The sequence below is a fragment of the Pacificoceanicola algae genome, from assembly GCF_049341065.1.
Lineage (GTDB): Bacteria > Pseudomonadota > Alphaproteobacteria > Rhodobacterales > Rhodobacteraceae > Pacificoceanicola.
On sequence record NZ_JBMPIX010000002.1, the window covers coordinates 48284 to 62370 of the forward strand.

At 60.5% G+C, this 14087-nt stretch carries 15 protein-coding genes; 10 read left to right on the forward strand and 5 right to left on the reverse strand.

The features are described 5' to 3' along the window. The first annotated feature begins 28 nt into the window (after window positions 1-28). The 9 genes from ugpB (at window position 29) to ACOYQJ_RS02830 (ending at window position 8641) form a co-directional block, all read left to right on the forward strand. Window positions 29-1339, forward strand: a complete 1311-nt coding sequence (gene ugpB, locus ACOYQJ_RS02790) for a sn-glycerol-3-phosphate ABC transporter substrate-binding protein UgpB (RefSeq protein WP_422904488.1) — start codon at window positions 29-31, stop codon at window positions 1337-1339. A 55-nt stretch (window positions 1340-1394) separates the two neighbouring features. After that, complete coding sequence (locus ACOYQJ_RS02795; RefSeq protein ID WP_422904489.1) at window positions 1395-1799, forward strand: hypothetical protein; 405 nt, start codon at window positions 1395-1397, stop codon at window positions 1797-1799. Window positions 1800-1818: 19 nt separating this feature from the next. Then, entirely contained in the window at window positions 1819-2700 is an 882-nt protein-coding gene (ugpA, locus tag ACOYQJ_RS02800) for a sn-glycerol-3-phosphate ABC transporter permease UgpA (protein ID WP_422904490.1), read from the forward strand. Window positions 2701-2717: 17 nt separating this feature from the next. Further along, window positions 2718-3554 carry a sn-glycerol-3-phosphate ABC transporter permease UgpE gene (ugpE, locus tag ACOYQJ_RS02805; RefSeq protein WP_422904867.1) on the forward strand — a complete coding sequence of 279 codons (837 nt, stop codon included), beginning with the start codon at window positions 2718-2720 and terminating at the stop codon, window positions 3552-3554. Further along, complete coding sequence (ugpC, locus tag ACOYQJ_RS02810) at window positions 3551-4552, forward strand: sn-glycerol-3-phosphate ABC transporter ATP-binding protein UgpC (protein WP_422904491.1); 1002 nt, start codon at window positions 3551-3553, stop codon at window positions 4550-4552. Before ugpE ends, ugpC begins: the two co-directional genes overlap by 4 nt. Window positions 4553-4705: 153 nt before the next feature. Beyond that, entirely contained in the window at window positions 4706-6130 is a 1425-nt protein-coding gene (locus tag ACOYQJ_RS02815) for a circularly permuted type 2 ATP-grasp protein (protein WP_422904492.1), read from the forward strand. A 6-nt stretch (window positions 6131-6136) separates the two neighbouring features. Further along, window positions 6137-7084, forward strand: a complete 948-nt coding sequence (locus tag ACOYQJ_RS02820) for an alpha-E domain-containing protein (protein ID WP_422904493.1) — start codon at window positions 6137-6139, stop codon at window positions 7082-7084. Window positions 7085-7091: 7 nt separating this feature from the next. Beyond that, window positions 7092-7889: a transglutaminase family protein gene (locus ACOYQJ_RS02825; protein ID WP_422904868.1), complete on the forward strand. Its 798-nt coding sequence runs from the start codon at window positions 7092-7094 to the stop codon at window positions 7887-7889. An 11-nt stretch (window positions 7890-7900) separates the two neighbouring features. Further along, complete coding sequence (locus tag ACOYQJ_RS02830; protein WP_422904494.1) at window positions 7901-8641, forward strand: proteasome-type protease; 741 nt, start codon at window positions 7901-7903, stop codon at window positions 8639-8641. Window positions 8642-8681: 40 nt separating this feature from the next. Here the strand turns inward: ACOYQJ_RS02830 and ACOYQJ_RS02835 are convergent, their stop codons facing one another. The 5 genes from ACOYQJ_RS02835 to ACOYQJ_RS02855 form a co-directional block, all read right to left on the reverse strand. Beyond that, complete coding sequence (locus tag ACOYQJ_RS02835; RefSeq protein ID WP_422904495.1) at window positions 8682-10001, reverse strand: MmgE/PrpD family protein; 1320 nt, start codon at window positions 9999-10001, stop codon at window positions 8682-8684. Window positions 10002-10123: 122 nt separating this feature from the next. Beyond that, window positions 10124-11113: an ABC transporter substrate-binding protein gene (locus ACOYQJ_RS02840; protein WP_422904496.1), complete on the reverse strand. Its 990-nt coding sequence runs from the start codon at window positions 11111-11113 to the stop codon at window positions 10124-10126. Window positions 11114-11150: 37 nt separating this feature from the next. Continuing rightward, on the reverse strand, window positions 11151-11987 hold the full coding sequence (locus tag ACOYQJ_RS02845; protein ID WP_422904497.1) for an ABC transporter permease: 837 nt from the start codon (window positions 11985-11987) through the stop codon (window positions 11151-11153). Next, the gene (locus tag ACOYQJ_RS02850) at window positions 11984-12847 is read right to left on the reverse strand and encodes an ABC transporter permease (protein ID WP_422904498.1); all 864 of its coding nucleotides are present in this window, start codon (window positions 12845-12847) and stop codon (window positions 11984-11986) included. The genes ACOYQJ_RS02845 and ACOYQJ_RS02850 overlap by 4 nt, the downstream gene beginning before the upstream one ends. Continuing rightward, window positions 12847-13644, reverse strand: coding sequence for an ABC transporter ATP-binding protein (locus ACOYQJ_RS02855; RefSeq protein ID WP_422904499.1), 798 nt, complete (start codon window positions 13642-13644; stop codon window positions 12847-12849). The genes ACOYQJ_RS02850 and ACOYQJ_RS02855 overlap by 1 nt, the downstream gene beginning before the upstream one ends. Before the next feature lie 33 nt (window positions 13645-13677). Between ACOYQJ_RS02855 and ACOYQJ_RS02860 the strand changes: the two genes are divergently transcribed. Beyond that, window positions 13678-14085 (forward strand): cupin domain-containing protein, encoded by a 408-nt coding sequence (locus ACOYQJ_RS02860; RefSeq protein WP_422904500.1) that lies wholly within the window; start codon window positions 13678-13680, stop codon window positions 14083-14085. Window positions 14086-14087 lie beyond the last annotated feature (2 nt).

Below are 14087 nucleotides of genomic sequence, written 5' to 3' on the forward strand. Positions count from 1 at the left end.
AACAAATGAACACTATGGGAGAACCGACATGAAACATTCCATTTCCTTGCTCGCCTTCGCGGCCGGACTGACATCGGCCAGCGGCGTATGGGCACAGACCGAGATCGAGTTCTGGCACGCATTCACCGGGCGCCTTGGCGAATTGGTCGCCGAACAGGTCGAGACCTTTAACGCCAGCCAAAGCGACTATGTGGTCAATGCCAGCCACAAGGGCAACTATTCGGAAACCCTGAACGCGGGCATCGCCGCCTTCCGCGCGGGTGAGCAGCCTGACATCCTGATGGTATTCGAGGTCGGCACCGCCACCATGATGGCCGCCCAAGGTGCCATCAAACCGGTTTATGAGGTCATGGAAGACGCAGGCGCGACGTTCAACGCGGATGACTTTATCGGCTCGGTCAAGGGCTACTACACCACCACCGATGGCAAGATGCTGTCCATGCCGTTCAACAGCTCGACCCCTGTGCTTTGGGTGAACCGGGACGCACTGACCGCGGCCGGGATCGACCCGGATGTGGATCTTTCGACATGGGAAAACGTCGATACGGTTCTGGGCGAGCTCAAGGCGGCAGGCAATACCTGCCCGATGACTACCGCATGGCAAAGCTGGATCCATCTTGAAAACCTGTCGGCCTACCACAACACGCCGTTCGCCACCAAGGATAACGGCTTTGCCGGAACCGATACCGAGCTGGTCTTTAATGGCCCGCTTCAGGTGCAGCACATCGGCAAGATGGGCGAATGGGCCAAGGACGGCGAGTTCATCTATGCCGGGCGTCGCAACGAAGGCGGGGCGAATTTCCGTGCCGGGGAATGCGCGCTGTTCACTGAAAGCTCGGCTGGATATGCGGGCATCAAGGCCGAGGCCACCTTTGATTTCGACGTGCGGCCCCTGCCGTATTGGTCTTCTGTCGAGGGCGCGCCGCAGAACACCATCATCGGAGGCGCTTCGCTTTGGGTTATGGCAGGCCAAAGTGACGAGGATTACAAAGGCGTCGCCGCCTTCCTGAACTTCCTTTCGTCGCCCGAGATTCAGGCCAAATGGCATCAGGACACTGGCTATCTTCCGATCACCAAGGCGGCTGGCGAACTGACCCGCGAACAGGGCTTCTATGAGGCGAACCCCGGCACAGATGTGGCCGTCATCCAGATGACCGCGAAAGAGCCGACCGCCAATTCCAAGGGCCTGCGTCTGGGCTCGTTCGACCAGATCCGCGGCATCATCGACGAAGAGCTTGAGGCCGTCTGGGCTGGCGACAAGGATGCGCAAACCGCCTTGGACAGCGCGGTGGAACGCGGCAACGCCCTGCTGCGCCGCTTTGAGCAAGCCACCAAGTAACCAAACCGGCGCGCCCTGTCACCGGGGCGCGCCACTCCTCTGAAAGGGGCAGGTCATGCTGATATTTGCGGTTATTCTATTCGTCCTCGTCGGCGGCGGGATCACCGCGATGGGCGTGAAATACCTCAAGTCCGAGGTTCCGGTCGACTATCACGCGCAAATCCTGTCCGCCGCGCCGATCGGCGACGCCACGCGCACCATACTGGGCGCGCTATACAAGGTGATGGGCGGGGCGTTTGTGGCATTGGGGATCGGGACGATCCTGATAGCGCTGTTCGGAGTCGCTACGGATCTGCTTTGGGCCAAGCTGACGCTGCTGGTTATGGCGCTGATCTCGGGCTGGTTTGCCGCAAGCGTGCCCAAAGCGGTCGAGGCGCAAACCGGCGTCAAGACGCCTTGGCGTATTGCGGCGGGCCTTATGGCGCTGGCCCTGCTGGGCTTTGTTCTGTCCGTGATCTGACGAAAAGGCGAAAGCTGAGATGGAAAAACGCGTCACATTCAAAGGCCTCTGGTTGCCGCTGCTTCTGGTGCTGCCTCAGCTACTTATAACGGCTGTCTTTTTCTTCTACCCCGCCGGGCAGGCGATTTATCAATCGCTGTTCATCCCCGACCCCTTCGGGCTGTCGATGCAATACGTCGGGCTGGGCAATTTCGAATACCTGTTCGGCGACAAATATTACCGCGCCTCTTTCGTGACGACGGCGGTCTTTTCGATCCTTGTCACCGTGGTGTCGATGAGCGTCGCCCTGTATCTTGCCGTGCTGGCAGACCGTCTGATCAAGGGATCGGGCGCTTACCGTACGCTGCTGATCTGGCCCTATGCTGTGGCCCCGGCGGTGGCGGGCGTTTTGTGGATGTTCATGTTCAACACCCGCGTCGGCGTGGTGACGTGGTATCTGGGCCAGCTGGGCTATGACTGGAACCACGTTCTGAACGAAACCGAGGCGATGGGCCTTGTGGTCGTGGCCAGCGCCTGGGGCCGGATCAGCTATAACTTCCTGTTCTTTCTTGCGGGCCTTCAGGCCATCCCGAAATCGGTGATCGAGGCCGCTGCCATCGACGGCGCGCATTTCTGGACGCGCTTTCGCACCATCGTCTGGCCGCTGCTGTCGCCCACCACGTTCTTCCTGATGGTGGTCAACATCATCTATGCCTTCTTTGAAACCTTCGGGGTGATCCACACGATCACCAGCGGCGGTCCGCAACAGGCCACGACGATCCTTGTCTACAAGGTCTATTCCGACGGCTTTGTCGGGCAGGATCTGGGCTCCAGCGCGGCGCAATCGGTGGTGCTGCTTGTGGTCGTGTCGATCCTGACCGTGGTCCAGTTCAAATTCGTCGAACGCAAGGTGCATTACTGATGAGCAATCGCAACGGCATGGTGGAAAACCGCGGCGCGGGCCTATGGCTGACCCATCTGGGGCTGATCATCGGCGTGCTGTTCATCTTTTTCCCGATCTGGCTGGCCTTTGTCGCCTCGACCGTCAGCCAACCCGAGATTGTCCGACCGCCGATGCCGCTTTGGCCCGGCGATCAGTTTCTGACCAACTATGGCAAGGCGCTGACCTCGGGCGTCAATGCGCCGGTGGCGCTGATGCTGATGAACTCGGCGATCATGGCGCTGGGGATCGCGCTGGGGAAAATCGCGATCTCGCTGCTGTCGGCCTTTGCCATTGTCTATTTCCGCTTTCCCGGGCGCACCCTGTTCTTTTGGCTGATCTTCCTGACCCTGATGCTGCCGGTCGAAGTGCGCATCGTCCCAACCTACGAAGTCGTTGCGAACTTTGGCATGCTCAACAGTTATCAGGGCCTGATCCTGCCGCTGGTCGCCAGCGCCACCGCCACTTTCCTGTTCCGCCAGTTCTTTATGACCGTCCCGGATGAACTGGCCGAGGCGGCGCGGGTCGATGGCGCCCGGCCGATGCGCTTTTTCTTTGATATCCTGCTGCCAATGAGCCGCACCAACATCGCCGCGCTCTTCGTGATCCTGTTCATCTATGGCTGGAACCAGTACCTCTGGCCGCTGCTGATCACCACGGACAGCGACATGAACACCATCGTCATGGGCATCAAGCAAATGTTCCCCAGTGGTGACGACATCGCCGATTGGCCGGTGATCATGGCGACCTCGATCCTTGCGATGGTGCCGCCGGTTCTGGTGGTCATCGGCATGCAGAAACTCTTTATCCGTGGCCTCGTGGAGAGCGAAAAATGAGCACCGTCACGCTTGACGCGTTGAAAAAATCCTTTGGCAAGACCGATGTGATCCACGGCGTCGATATCGACATCAAGGACGGCGAATTCATCGTGATTGTCGGCCCGTCGGGCTGTGGCAAGTCAACCTTGCTGCGCATGGTCGCCGGTCTGGAAACCGTCACCAGCGGCGAGGTGCGGATCGACGGCGTGCGGGTCAACGACAAGGAGCCGATGGACCGCGACATCGCCATGGTGTTCCAGAACTACGCGCTTTACCCACATATGTCGGTCTTTGAGAACATGGCCTACGGGCTGAAGATCGCCAAGGTGCCAAAGCCCGAGATCGAAGAGCGCGTCGCCACTGCCGCGCGCCTCTTGCAGCTTGAACCCTATTTGCAGCGCAAACCCCGAGAGCTGTCCGGCGGCCAGCGCCAGCGCGTCGCCATGGGCCGCGCCATCGTGCGCAAACCTTCGGTCTTCCTTTTTGACGAACCGCTGTCCAACCTCGATGCCAAGCTGCGCGTGCAGATGCGGCTTGAAATCAAGACCTTGCAGCGCGAACTGGGCGTGACCTCGCTTTATGTGACCCACGATCAGGTGGAGGCGATGACACTGGCCGACCGGATGATCGTGATGAACGGCGGTGTCGCGGACCAGATCGGTGCGCCGCTGGAGGTTTATGCCAATCCGCAGACCGCCTTTGTGGCAGGGTTCATCGGCTCTCCTCCGACCAACTTCATCGACGCGGCGGCGCTGGGACGCGGCCCCAAGGGCGCGCAACTGGGCGTGCGTCCCGAACACATGCATCTGTCCGACAGTGGCCCATTGGCCGGGACTGTTGCCTATGCCGAACCGCTGGGCGCCGAGACCCTTGTTCACCTGCGCGCAAACGATGGCACGCAGGTCACGATCCGGCAGGACTCTGATCACCCCATCCCCATCGAAGGCAGCGCGACATTCGCGGATTGGGAGGCAAAATCCGAAATGCTTTTCGGCCCGGACGGACGGCGCCTCTAGCCGAAAGTTTAAAAACCGATTAAGAATTATACAGTTCGCCCAGAAATCGGCCTCCATGGCCGCGCCGTTACGCTCATTCGCAGTGAATTGGGTTTGGCGCATGGAACGTCGATGCTGTTTGGCTTGCAATCAACCTGCAAAGAAGGCTGAGACATGAGCGAAACACAGTATTTCGATGAGATGTGGGGGCAGGACGAAACGCTGCGGCTCCCGTACCAAGGCTTCAACAATTGGTTCAGCGAAGAAGACCCGGCGCGACTGCGCGCCAAGCAGCGCGAAGCCGAAGAGCTTTTCCGCCTGACCGGGATCACCTTCAACGTCTATGGACGCGCTGAGGCCGAAGAACGGCTGATCCCCTTCGACATCATCCCGCGGATCATTTCAGGCCCCGAATGGGCGCGCCTGTCTCGCGGGATCGAACAAAGGGTGCGGGCGATCAACGCCTTTCTGTATGACATCTACCACGGCCAGGAGATCGTCAAAGCGGGCCGCATCCCCGAAGAGATGATCAGCAAGAACGAGGCGTTCCTGCCTGAAATGATCGGCGTCGAACCGCCCGGAGGCGTCTATACCCATATCGTCGGCATTGATCTGGTGCGCACCGGCCCGGGCGAGTTTTTCGTGCTGGAAGACAACGCGCGCACGCCGTCGGGCGTCAGCTATATGCTGGAGAACCGCGAGACGATGCTCCAGATGTTCCCCGAGCTGTTCTCGCGCAATCGCGTGTTGCCGGTGCAGGACTACCCCACTGATCTGCGCCGCTCGCTGGCGCGCTGCGCTCCGGCCGGGCTGGACCGCAAACCGGTGGTCGCGGTGCTCACGCCGGGGATCTACAACTCGGCCTATTTCGAGCACGCCTTTCTGGCCGATCAGATGGGTGTCGAACTGGTCGAGGGGCATGACCTTCAGGTCGTCGATGGCCGAGTGGCGATGCGTACCACGCGCGGCTACAAGCCGGTCGATGTGCTGTACCGCCGGGTCGATGATGATTTCCTTGACCCGCTGAACTTCAACCCCGAAAGCGCCCTTGGGGTGCCGGGGATCATGGATGTCTACCGGGCGGGCAATATCACCATCGCCAACGCGCCCGGCACCGGGATCGCCGATGACAAGGCGATCTATTCCTACATGCCCGACATCGTCGAGTTCTACACCGGTGAGCGTCCCTTGCTGCAAAACGTGCCGACATGGCGCTGCTCGGACCCCGGCGATCTGGCCTATGTGCTGGACAACCTTGCGGATCTGGTGGTCAAGGAAGTGCACGGGTCGGGCGGCTACGGCATGTTGATCGGCCCCACCTCGTCCAAGAAAGAGATCGCCGAATTCCGCAAGAAACTGTCGGCCCGGCCAAGCAACTATATCGCGCAGCCGACGCTGAGCCTGTCCACCGTGCCGATCTTTTCGCGCGCTGGCCTGACCCCGCGCCATGTCGATCTGCGGCCCTTTGTGCTGGTCAGCCCCGAAGGGATCAAGATCACGCCCGGCGGTCTGACGCGCGTGGCGCTCAAGAAAGGCTCGCTTGTGGTGAACTCATCGCAGGGCGGCGGCACCAAAGACACCTGGGTTCTGGAGGACTGATCGGCGATGCTGGGCAAAACCGCAAATGGCCTCTTCTGGATGTACCGTTATCTGGAACGGGCAGAAAACACTGCACGGATGATCGACGCAGGGCAGCGTATCGCGCTGACCCGGCTGGACGATAACGACGAAGAATGGATCTCCGTCCTGCAATCGGCGGGGGGATACGAGGCCTTCAAAGCCGAAAACGAAGCTGTCACCAAGGACGCCGCCATCGACTGGCTTTTGCGCTCCAAGGCGAATTCCTCATCCATCCTGTCCTGTATCGAATCCGCCCGTCAGAATGCGCGACTGGTGCGCACCGCCTTGACCGGCGAGGTCTGGGAAGCGATCAACGCCGCCTATATGGCCACCCGCGAACTGCTGGCCCGCAAGGTGTCTGAACGTGACCTGCCCAAGGTGCTGGGCAAGATCCGCCAGCACACGGCGCTTGTGCGCGGAACGACGCACGGCACGATGCTGCGCAACGAGATCTATGATTTTGCCCGTCTGGGGACGTTTCTGGAACGCGCCGACAACACTGCCCGCATTCTGGACGTCAAATATTACGTCCTGCTGCCCTCGGCGCGGGCGGTCGGCTCGTCTTTGGACAACGTGCAGTGGGAAACAATCCTGCGGTCTGTATCGGCCCGCGGGGGCTTTCGCATGGAATATGGCGCCGGGGCCGAGGCCGGGCCGATGGAGATTGCCGAATTCCTGGTGCTGGACAAACGAATGCCGCGCAGTCTGGCATTTTGTGTTGGCAAACTGCGCGACAATCTGCGCTACCTGAACAAAGGCAGCCTCCAGTTGATGCCCGCCTTGCAAAAGGTGGACCATTTGGAACGCACCTACCTGTCGCATGACATTGAGGCGGTCTTTGAATATGGACTGCATCAATTCATTCAGAAAATCCTCGGCCTGCTGGTCGAAATCGCCCAGCAGATAGAAATCGATTTCCGGTTCTACAAGTGATGACATGATGCGCCTCAAGATCGAACACAGCACGCGGTATCGCTTTGACTCTCCTGTCGAGTACGGGCTGCAACAAATTCGCAAGACGCCCAAGGCGTCGCACCAGCAGCATATTCTGTCCTGGGAAACCCGGGTCGAGAATGGTGTCAAAGAGGTGAGCTTTGAGGATCATCACAACAATTCGACCGAGCTGATCAGCTTTGGCCATGGCGCCACTGAATTGACCGTGATCAGCGCGGGCGAGATCGAAGTCAACGACACTCAAGGCATTCTGGGGGCGCATCGCGGGCCGGCGCCGCTGTGGCTTTACCGACGGGACACCGAGCGCACCAAACCCAAGACCGCCGTGCGCGCCCTGCTGCGCAGCATCGACGCGGACGCGACGCTGGAAGGCATGCACGCGCTGATGCTGGGGATCAGCGAAGCCATCTCTTACGAAGTCGGATCGTCGAACCCCGATTGGACCGCCGAGGACGCGGCCCTTGCCGGCAAGGGCGTTTGCCAGGATCACACACATATTTTTCTGGCCTGCGCGCGTCTGCTTTCGATGCCTGCGCGCTATGTGTCCGGTTATCTAATGCTTAATGATCAGACGGTACAAGATGCCATGCACGCATGGGCCGAGGCCTATATCGACGGGCTTGGCTGGGTCGGATTCGATGTTTCGAACGGAATTTCCCCTGATGCACGTTACGTGCGCGTCGCAACTGGTCTGGACTATGCCGAGGCTTCCCCGGTATCTGGATCCCAAAGCGGAGGAACAGGCGAAAGCCTCCAAGTCCAGATTGACGTGGCACAACAGTAGAAAGCCGGGAAATGACGTATTGCGTGGGAATGGTTCTGGATAAGGGCCTTGTTTTTATGTCTGATACCCGGACAAACGCCGGGCTCGATAATATTTCGACCTTTCGGAAAATGACCACATGGGAGGCCCCGGGTGACCGGGTCATCACCTTGATGGCCGCCGGGAACCTTGCCACGACTCAGGCCGTGGTCAGCCTTTTGGACGAACGCAGCAAATCCCCCGAGGATCGCACGCCGTCGCTTTTGGGTGCGCCATCGATGTTTCAGGCGGCAAGGATGATCTCGGAAACCCTGCGCGAGGTGATCGATCGCCACAGCGACAACGGAATGCGGGCGGACAGCACCTTTAACGCCACGCTGATCGTCGGTGGTCAGATCGCCGGCAGCCCGCCGCGGCTGTTCCTGATCTACCCCGAGGGCAATTTCATCGAAGCCGGCGAGGACACGCCGTTTTTCCAGATTGGCGAGACAAAATATGGCCGCCCGATTCTTGTCCGGGCCTATGATCGCACGATGGGCTTTGACGAGGCGATGAAACTGCTGCTTGTCAGCTTTGATTCCACGCTCAAGGCCAATCTGACGGTTGGCGCCCCGATGGATTTCCATTGCTACGCCGAGGGCAGCCTGCACAAGGGCCACAACGGCCGGATCGAACAGGACAATCCCTATTTCCAGCAAATCTCGCAAGGATGGGGCAACGCCTTGAAAGACGCGCTGAACAGCCTGCCAGACTACGAGATTCCGAACGACTGAGGACGGCGACAGGCCATTTCTGGCCAGCTGCCGAACTTGCCTACCCTTGCCCCGCGACGACCCCCGCAAGGTCCGTCGCATGGAGCTCTCCGCCCTGCGCCAGAAGCTGCCAAAGCCGGTCCGCATCCGCCCCGATCACCGAGCGCGCCTTTTGCGTCAGCCCGTGCTGGATCGCCTCTTGAGACAACCGCGCTGCAAGATCATGGGAAAAGCTCAGCTTTTCCCCGGCCTTGGTGGTCAGGCTGCCTTCGGCCTGCATGTCGGTCAGGGTTTCGTCGCCTTCGACCAAGACTTTCCGGGCGAACTCCGCAAGACCGGCATCTTGCGCCAAAGCGTCGGTATAGGTCTTGTCATCGCTGGTCGGCGTGCCGCGCAGCACCATTCCGGCCAGCCAGGCATAGCTGAACTTGACTTCAAGCCCGGTCGCCGGCGCCTTGTTGTCGCAGACGACCAGCCAGCGCGGGTTGGTCCGCAAATGCAGGGTCTCGACGTCCTCGAACCCCGTGCCGCTCTGAGCACGCAGCGCCAGCAGCGCCTCGATCATCGCGTGGGTGCCGTGGCAACAGGCGTGGAACTTGTACTTGATATCCTCGAAAAGAAAGACCTCTGGGGCGGGATCTTGCCAAAACAAGTCGGGCTGCGGCGCGTCGGCATGTGTGGCGACAAAGCCCTGCGGCCCCATCACCCCGTCGTGGGCCGAGGTCATGCCAGCGCTGGCCAGCCATGCGCTTTCCACGCCGGTAGAGGCGCTGAGCCCCGCGTTATAAGGTTTGCCCATGGTGCCGAACTGCGATTTCAGCCCCGAGGCTTTGGTGGCGCAAAGCCCGATGGCATGGCGCATCTGATCGCGGCTCAGCCCATACAGCCGCCCCGCCGCCACCGTCGCGCCAAAGGCCCCGGCGGTCGAGGTCTGGTGAAAGCCGCGATTGTAGTGCCCGGCGCCCAGCACCATTCCCACCCGAATGGCGACCTCGGCTCCGATCAAAAAGGCCTCGGCCACCTCGTCCAGCGTCTGTCCCTTGGCCTGCCCCACCGCCAAAGCTGCCGGGTAAATGCCCACCGACAGATGACCGATATGGGCGAAATGCGTGTCGTCATAATCCAGCGCATGGCTGATCGCGCCATTGGCCAGCGCCGCCATCCGCGCAGGCACGCGTCCCATGCCAAAAACGGAAGCTTCTTCTATGCCGCCCTCGCGCTGCGCCATCTGCTGCAGGATGCGCGACAAAGGTTCGCCCTGCCCGGCCCGGCCGCACACCAACCAATCGAACAGCGAATTGCGCGCCGCCTGCAATGCGCTGCCCGGGATGTCCGCGCGCGGCAGCGCTGCAAGGTCTAGAAGATGGTCCATCACGCTCATAACTGCGCCTTTTCTGATCCGGGGCCTTTGAGGGTTTATAGCCCGGCCCCGGCGGTATGACAGGCCAAAAGAAAACGGGCGCCCGCCTGGAACGCCCGCCTTTGTCGGTCTCGCGCGGGGCTTTAGTTCAGCGCCGCATCGGTGATGTCCAGCGTGTAGGCGCCTTCCGGGGTCATGGTGATGACCGGGTCAGAGCCGCCTTCAAGCAGGGTTTTGACAGTGCGCTCATAGTCGGCCACCGCCAGCGCGCCGTTCGATCCTGCCGTCAGCTTGGCGACTTCGCGCATCATGCGGCGCTGGTGCTTTTCGGTCTGGGCGCCCGAGGCGTCATTCTCAAGCACGATGTCGGCAGCCTCATCGGGGTTCTCTTCGGCGTATTTCCAGCCCTTCATCGAGGCCCGCACAAAGCGCACCATCTTGTCCTTGAAGGCCGGGTCGGACAGGTTGTCCTCGAGCACATACATGCCGTCTTCCAGCGTGGCGACGCCCATGTCCTCGTACTTGAAGGTCACCAGATCATCCTCGGTCAGACCCGCATCAATGACCTGCCAGTATTCGTTATACGTCATGGTCGAGATACAGGCCGCCTGCTCCTGCAGCAGCGGATCGACGTTGAAGCCCTGTTTCAGCACGGTCACACCGCCGTCGCTACCATCGGTGGGAATGCCCAGTTTGCTCATCCACGACAGGAAGGGATATTCGTTGCCAAAGAACCAGACGCCCAGTGTCTTGCCTTTGAAATCCTCGGGGCTGGTGATGCCAGTGTCCTTGCGGCAGGTCAGCATCATGCCAGAGGATTTGAACGGCTGGGCGATGTTGACCAGCGGCAGCCCCTTTTCGCGCGAGGCCAGCGCCGAGGGCATCCAGTCCAGCACCACGTCGGCACCGCCGCCTGCGATCACCTGCGCCGGAGCGATGTCCGGGCCGCCCGGCTTGATGGTCACGTCAAGGTCTTCTTCGTCGTAGAACCCCTTGTCGAGCGCCACGTAATAACCCGCAAACTGCGCCTGTGTGACCCATTTGAGCTGTAGCGTGACTTCGTCCGCCGCCTGCGCCATCCCGGCGCCCAGCGCCATGACGCCTGCGATGGCTGTCGTTACGATCCGTTTCATGTTGTGCACTCCCATGCTGGTTGTAGTCGGGTGTTGGTCACCCTCTTTGTGACGGATGCCAAAAGGTCATCCGCTTTTCCAATAGCGCCATCAGGCCATAGAAGGCCGAACCAAGAATGGCTGCAACGGTAATTTCCGCCCAGACCATATCAAGCGCAAGGCGCCCGACCTCGGTCGAGATGCGAAACCCCATGCCCTTGATCGGAGAGCCGAAAAATTCGGCCACGATGGCTCCGATCAAAGCAAGGGTGGTCGAGATTTTGAGCCCGTTGAAGATAAACGGCATGGCGGCAGGCAGGCGAAGAAAGCGCAGGGTTTGGCCATAGCCCGCAGCATAGGTGCGCATCAGGTCGCGCTGCATGGCGGTGCTGGCCTGAAGCCCCTGCACCGTGTTCACCAGCATCGGGAAGAACACCATGGCGACAACGACCGCTGCCTTGGATTGCCAGTCAAAGCCGAACCACATGACCATGATCGGGGCAAGGCCGACGATCGGCAGCGCTGCAATGAAGTTGCCCACCGGCAAAAGGCCGCGTTGCAGGAACGATGACCGGTCGATCAGCAGCGCCGTGACAATGGCCGAGCCGCAGCCGATCACATAGCCAGTCAGCGCGCCCTTGAAGAAGGTTTGCACAAGGTCGGTCCACAGAATGTGGGTTTTGGAGATCAGCGCCGCGCCGATGGCGCTGGGGGGCGGCAGCAGGACCGGGCTTATATTCAGGCCGCGCACCATCCCTTCCCAGATAAAGAGGATGGTCAGGCCAAAGATCACCGGGACAAGATAAGCGGCGGCCCGCCCGCCTCTGCGCACCAGCCACAGGTTCACGGCAAAGGCGGCGGCCCAGACGATCAGGGCAATGACGATCCAGTTCATTGTGCCATCCCCATGCGTTTCAGGGTCAGCTTTTCCAGCGCGCCCAGCGTGATGACCATGAGGGCCGCCAGTGTCGCCGCCGCCAGCAGGGCTGACCAGATCTGGATCGTCTGGCCGTAATAGCTGCCCGCCAGCAGGCGCGCGCCAAGACCGCCGTTCTGGGACAGCGACAGCTCGGCCACCACGGCACCGATCAGAGAGGCCGCGACCGCGACCTTGAGCGAGGCGAACAGGTAAGGCGTCGAAGTCGGCAGGCGCAATTTCCAGAAGGTCTGCGAGGCACTGGCCGAATAGGTCTTCATCTGGTCCAGCAGCATGGCGTCGGGGCTGCGCAGCCCTTTGACCATGCCAACGACCACCGGGAAGAACGACAGATACATGGAGATCACGCCCTTGGCGACGATGTCATTGACCTGAAGCGCCGCCAGAACCACGACGATCATTGGCGCAATAGCCAGAATGGGCACCGTCTGGCTGGCGATGATCCATGGCATGACAGACATATCCATGACCTTGAAATAGACGATGCTGACCGCCAAAGCGATGCCCAGCGCCGTGCCAAAGGCAAAGCCCAGAAGCGTGGCGCGCAGGGTGATCCAGCCGTGATAGATCAAGGACCGTTTCGAGGTGATCTTTTTCTGCGCCGTGGTTTCCCAGATTTCGGTTGCCACCTGATGCGGCGCGGGAAGGCGCGGTTTTTCCTGTGCCATGGTGTCCGAGACCATTTCGGAAAACGACAGGGTCACATCAGCCCGCTTCGCCTTGGAATAAGCCCATGGCGCGTTCAACGTCACGGCCAAAGCGTACCAAAGCGCAACAATGGCGGCGATCACGGTCAGGATGGGAAGGACATTTCGCATCAAGCGTGCCCCTCGCGCAGGCCTTCCCGGACACGGTGGCCGACCTCAATGAATTCGGGCGTGTCGCGGATTTCCAGCGGACGTTCGCGTGGCAGCGGGCTGTCGATCACGTCGGTGATGCGGCCCGGACGGGGCGACATGACAACGATCTTGGTGGACAGGTAAACGGCCTCGGGGATCGAGTGGGTGACAAAGCCGATGGTCTTGCCGGTGCGGCCCCAAAGCTCCAAAAGCTGTTCGTTCAGGTGGTCGCGGACAATCTCATCCAGCGCGCCAAAAGGTTCGTCCATCAGCAGGATGTCGGCATCGAACGAAAGCGCCCGCGCAATCGAAGCCCGTTGCTGCATGCCGCCTGACAGCTGCCACGGGAACTTTTTTTCAAAATTCTCAAGATGCACCAGTTCCAGCACGCGTTTGACGCGCTCGGCCTGTTCGGCCTTGGACAGGCCCATGATTTCCAGCGGGACGCGGATATTACCGCCGATGGTGCGCCACGGGAATAGCCCCGCCGCTTGAAAGACATAGCCATAAGCCCGCCGCTTTCGCGCCTCTTCGGGGCTGACGCCATTGACGGTGACACTGCCGCCCGTGGGCCGTTCAAGGTCCGCGATCACCCTCAGGAAGGTCGTCTTGCCACAGCCCGAGGGGCCGATGAAGCTGACGAAATCGCCCTTGTTGATGTCGAGGCTGACATTGCTCAGCGCTTTGACAGGGCCATCGTTTGTCTCAAACGTCAGGGAAAGGTTGTCCGCGCGGATCACGGTTTCGTTTGACTGGGTCACCTGCTCTGTCACCATGTTGTTATTGCTGCCCTAGGGAAAGGATTTGAAATGTCCCAGTCACGTATGTGCCAAAAATTGCGCCCCGGCGAGACATTCTCGGGCAAACAGGGCTTTGAGTATTTCGAGGGGATCGCCAAAGAGACCACCGGGTCACATGCGATCTGCATGCATTTGCTGGACATTCCGCCCGGTGGCCGCGCCAAGGCCCACAAACACGCGACGCATGAAACCGCGATCTATGTGATCGAGGGCGAGGCGATAATGTACTGGGGCGACAAGCTGGAAAACCTGATGGAGACCAAAGCCGGGGACATGATCTATATCCCTGCTGACGTGCCGCACCTGCCGATAAACACATCCGACAAACCGGCCCGGGCTGTGATTGCCCGAACCGATCCGCATGAGCAGGAAAGCGTGGTTCTACTGCCTGAACTTGAGGCGCTTGTGGCGTCATGATG

Excerpts from the sequence above, each read along its gene's own strand:
- ugpB (WP_422904488.1), top strand. The coding sequence starts at position 29 with ATGAAACATTCCATTTCCTTGCTCGCCTTCGCGGCCGGACTGACATCG.
- ACOYQJ_RS02795 (WP_422904489.1), top strand. The coding sequence starts at position 1,395 with ATGCTGATATTTGCGGTTATTCTATTCGTCCTCGTCGGCGGCGGGATC.
- ugpA (WP_422904490.1), top strand. The coding sequence starts at position 1,819 with ATGGAAAAACGCGTCACATTCAAAGGCCTCTGGTTGCCGCTGCTTCTG.
- ugpE (WP_422904867.1), top strand. The coding sequence starts at position 2,718 with ATGGTGGAAAACCGCGGCGCGGGCCTATGGCTGACCCATCTGGGGCTG.
- ugpC (WP_422904491.1), top strand. The coding sequence starts at position 3,551 with ATGAGCACCGTCACGCTTGACGCGTTGAAAAAATCCTTTGGCAAGACC.
- ACOYQJ_RS02815 (WP_422904492.1), top strand. The coding sequence starts at position 4,706 with ATGAGCGAAACACAGTATTTCGATGAGATGTGGGGGCAGGACGAAACG.
- ACOYQJ_RS02820 (WP_422904493.1), top strand. The coding sequence starts at position 6,137 with ATGCTGGGCAAAACCGCAAATGGCCTCTTCTGGATGTACCGTTATCTG.
- ACOYQJ_RS02825 (WP_422904868.1), top strand. The coding sequence starts at position 7,092 with ATGCGCCTCAAGATCGAACACAGCACGCGGTATCGCTTTGACTCTCCT.
- ACOYQJ_RS02830 (WP_422904494.1), top strand. The coding sequence starts at position 7,901 with ATGACGTATTGCGTGGGAATGGTTCTGGATAAGGGCCTTGTTTTTATG.
- ACOYQJ_RS02835 (WP_422904495.1), bottom strand. The coding sequence starts at position 10,001 with ATGAGCGTGATGGACCATCTTCTAGACCTTGCAGCGCTGCCGCGCGCG.
- ACOYQJ_RS02840 (WP_422904496.1), bottom strand. The coding sequence starts at position 11,113 with ATGAAACGGATCGTAACGACAGCCATCGCAGGCGTCATGGCGCTGGGC.
- ACOYQJ_RS02845 (WP_422904497.1), bottom strand. The coding sequence starts at position 11,987 with ATGAACTGGATCGTCATTGCCCTGATCGTCTGGGCCGCCGCCTTTGCC.
- ACOYQJ_RS02850 (WP_422904498.1), bottom strand. The coding sequence starts at position 12,847 with ATGCGAAATGTCCTTCCCATCCTGACCGTGATCGCCGCCATTGTTGCG.
- ACOYQJ_RS02855 (WP_422904499.1), bottom strand. The coding sequence starts at position 13,644 with ATGGTGACAGAGCAGGTGACCCAGTCAAACGAAACCGTGATCCGCGCG.
- ACOYQJ_RS02860 (WP_422904500.1), top strand. The coding sequence starts at position 13,678 with ATGTCCCAGTCACGTATGTGCCAAAAATTGCGCCCCGGCGAGACATTC.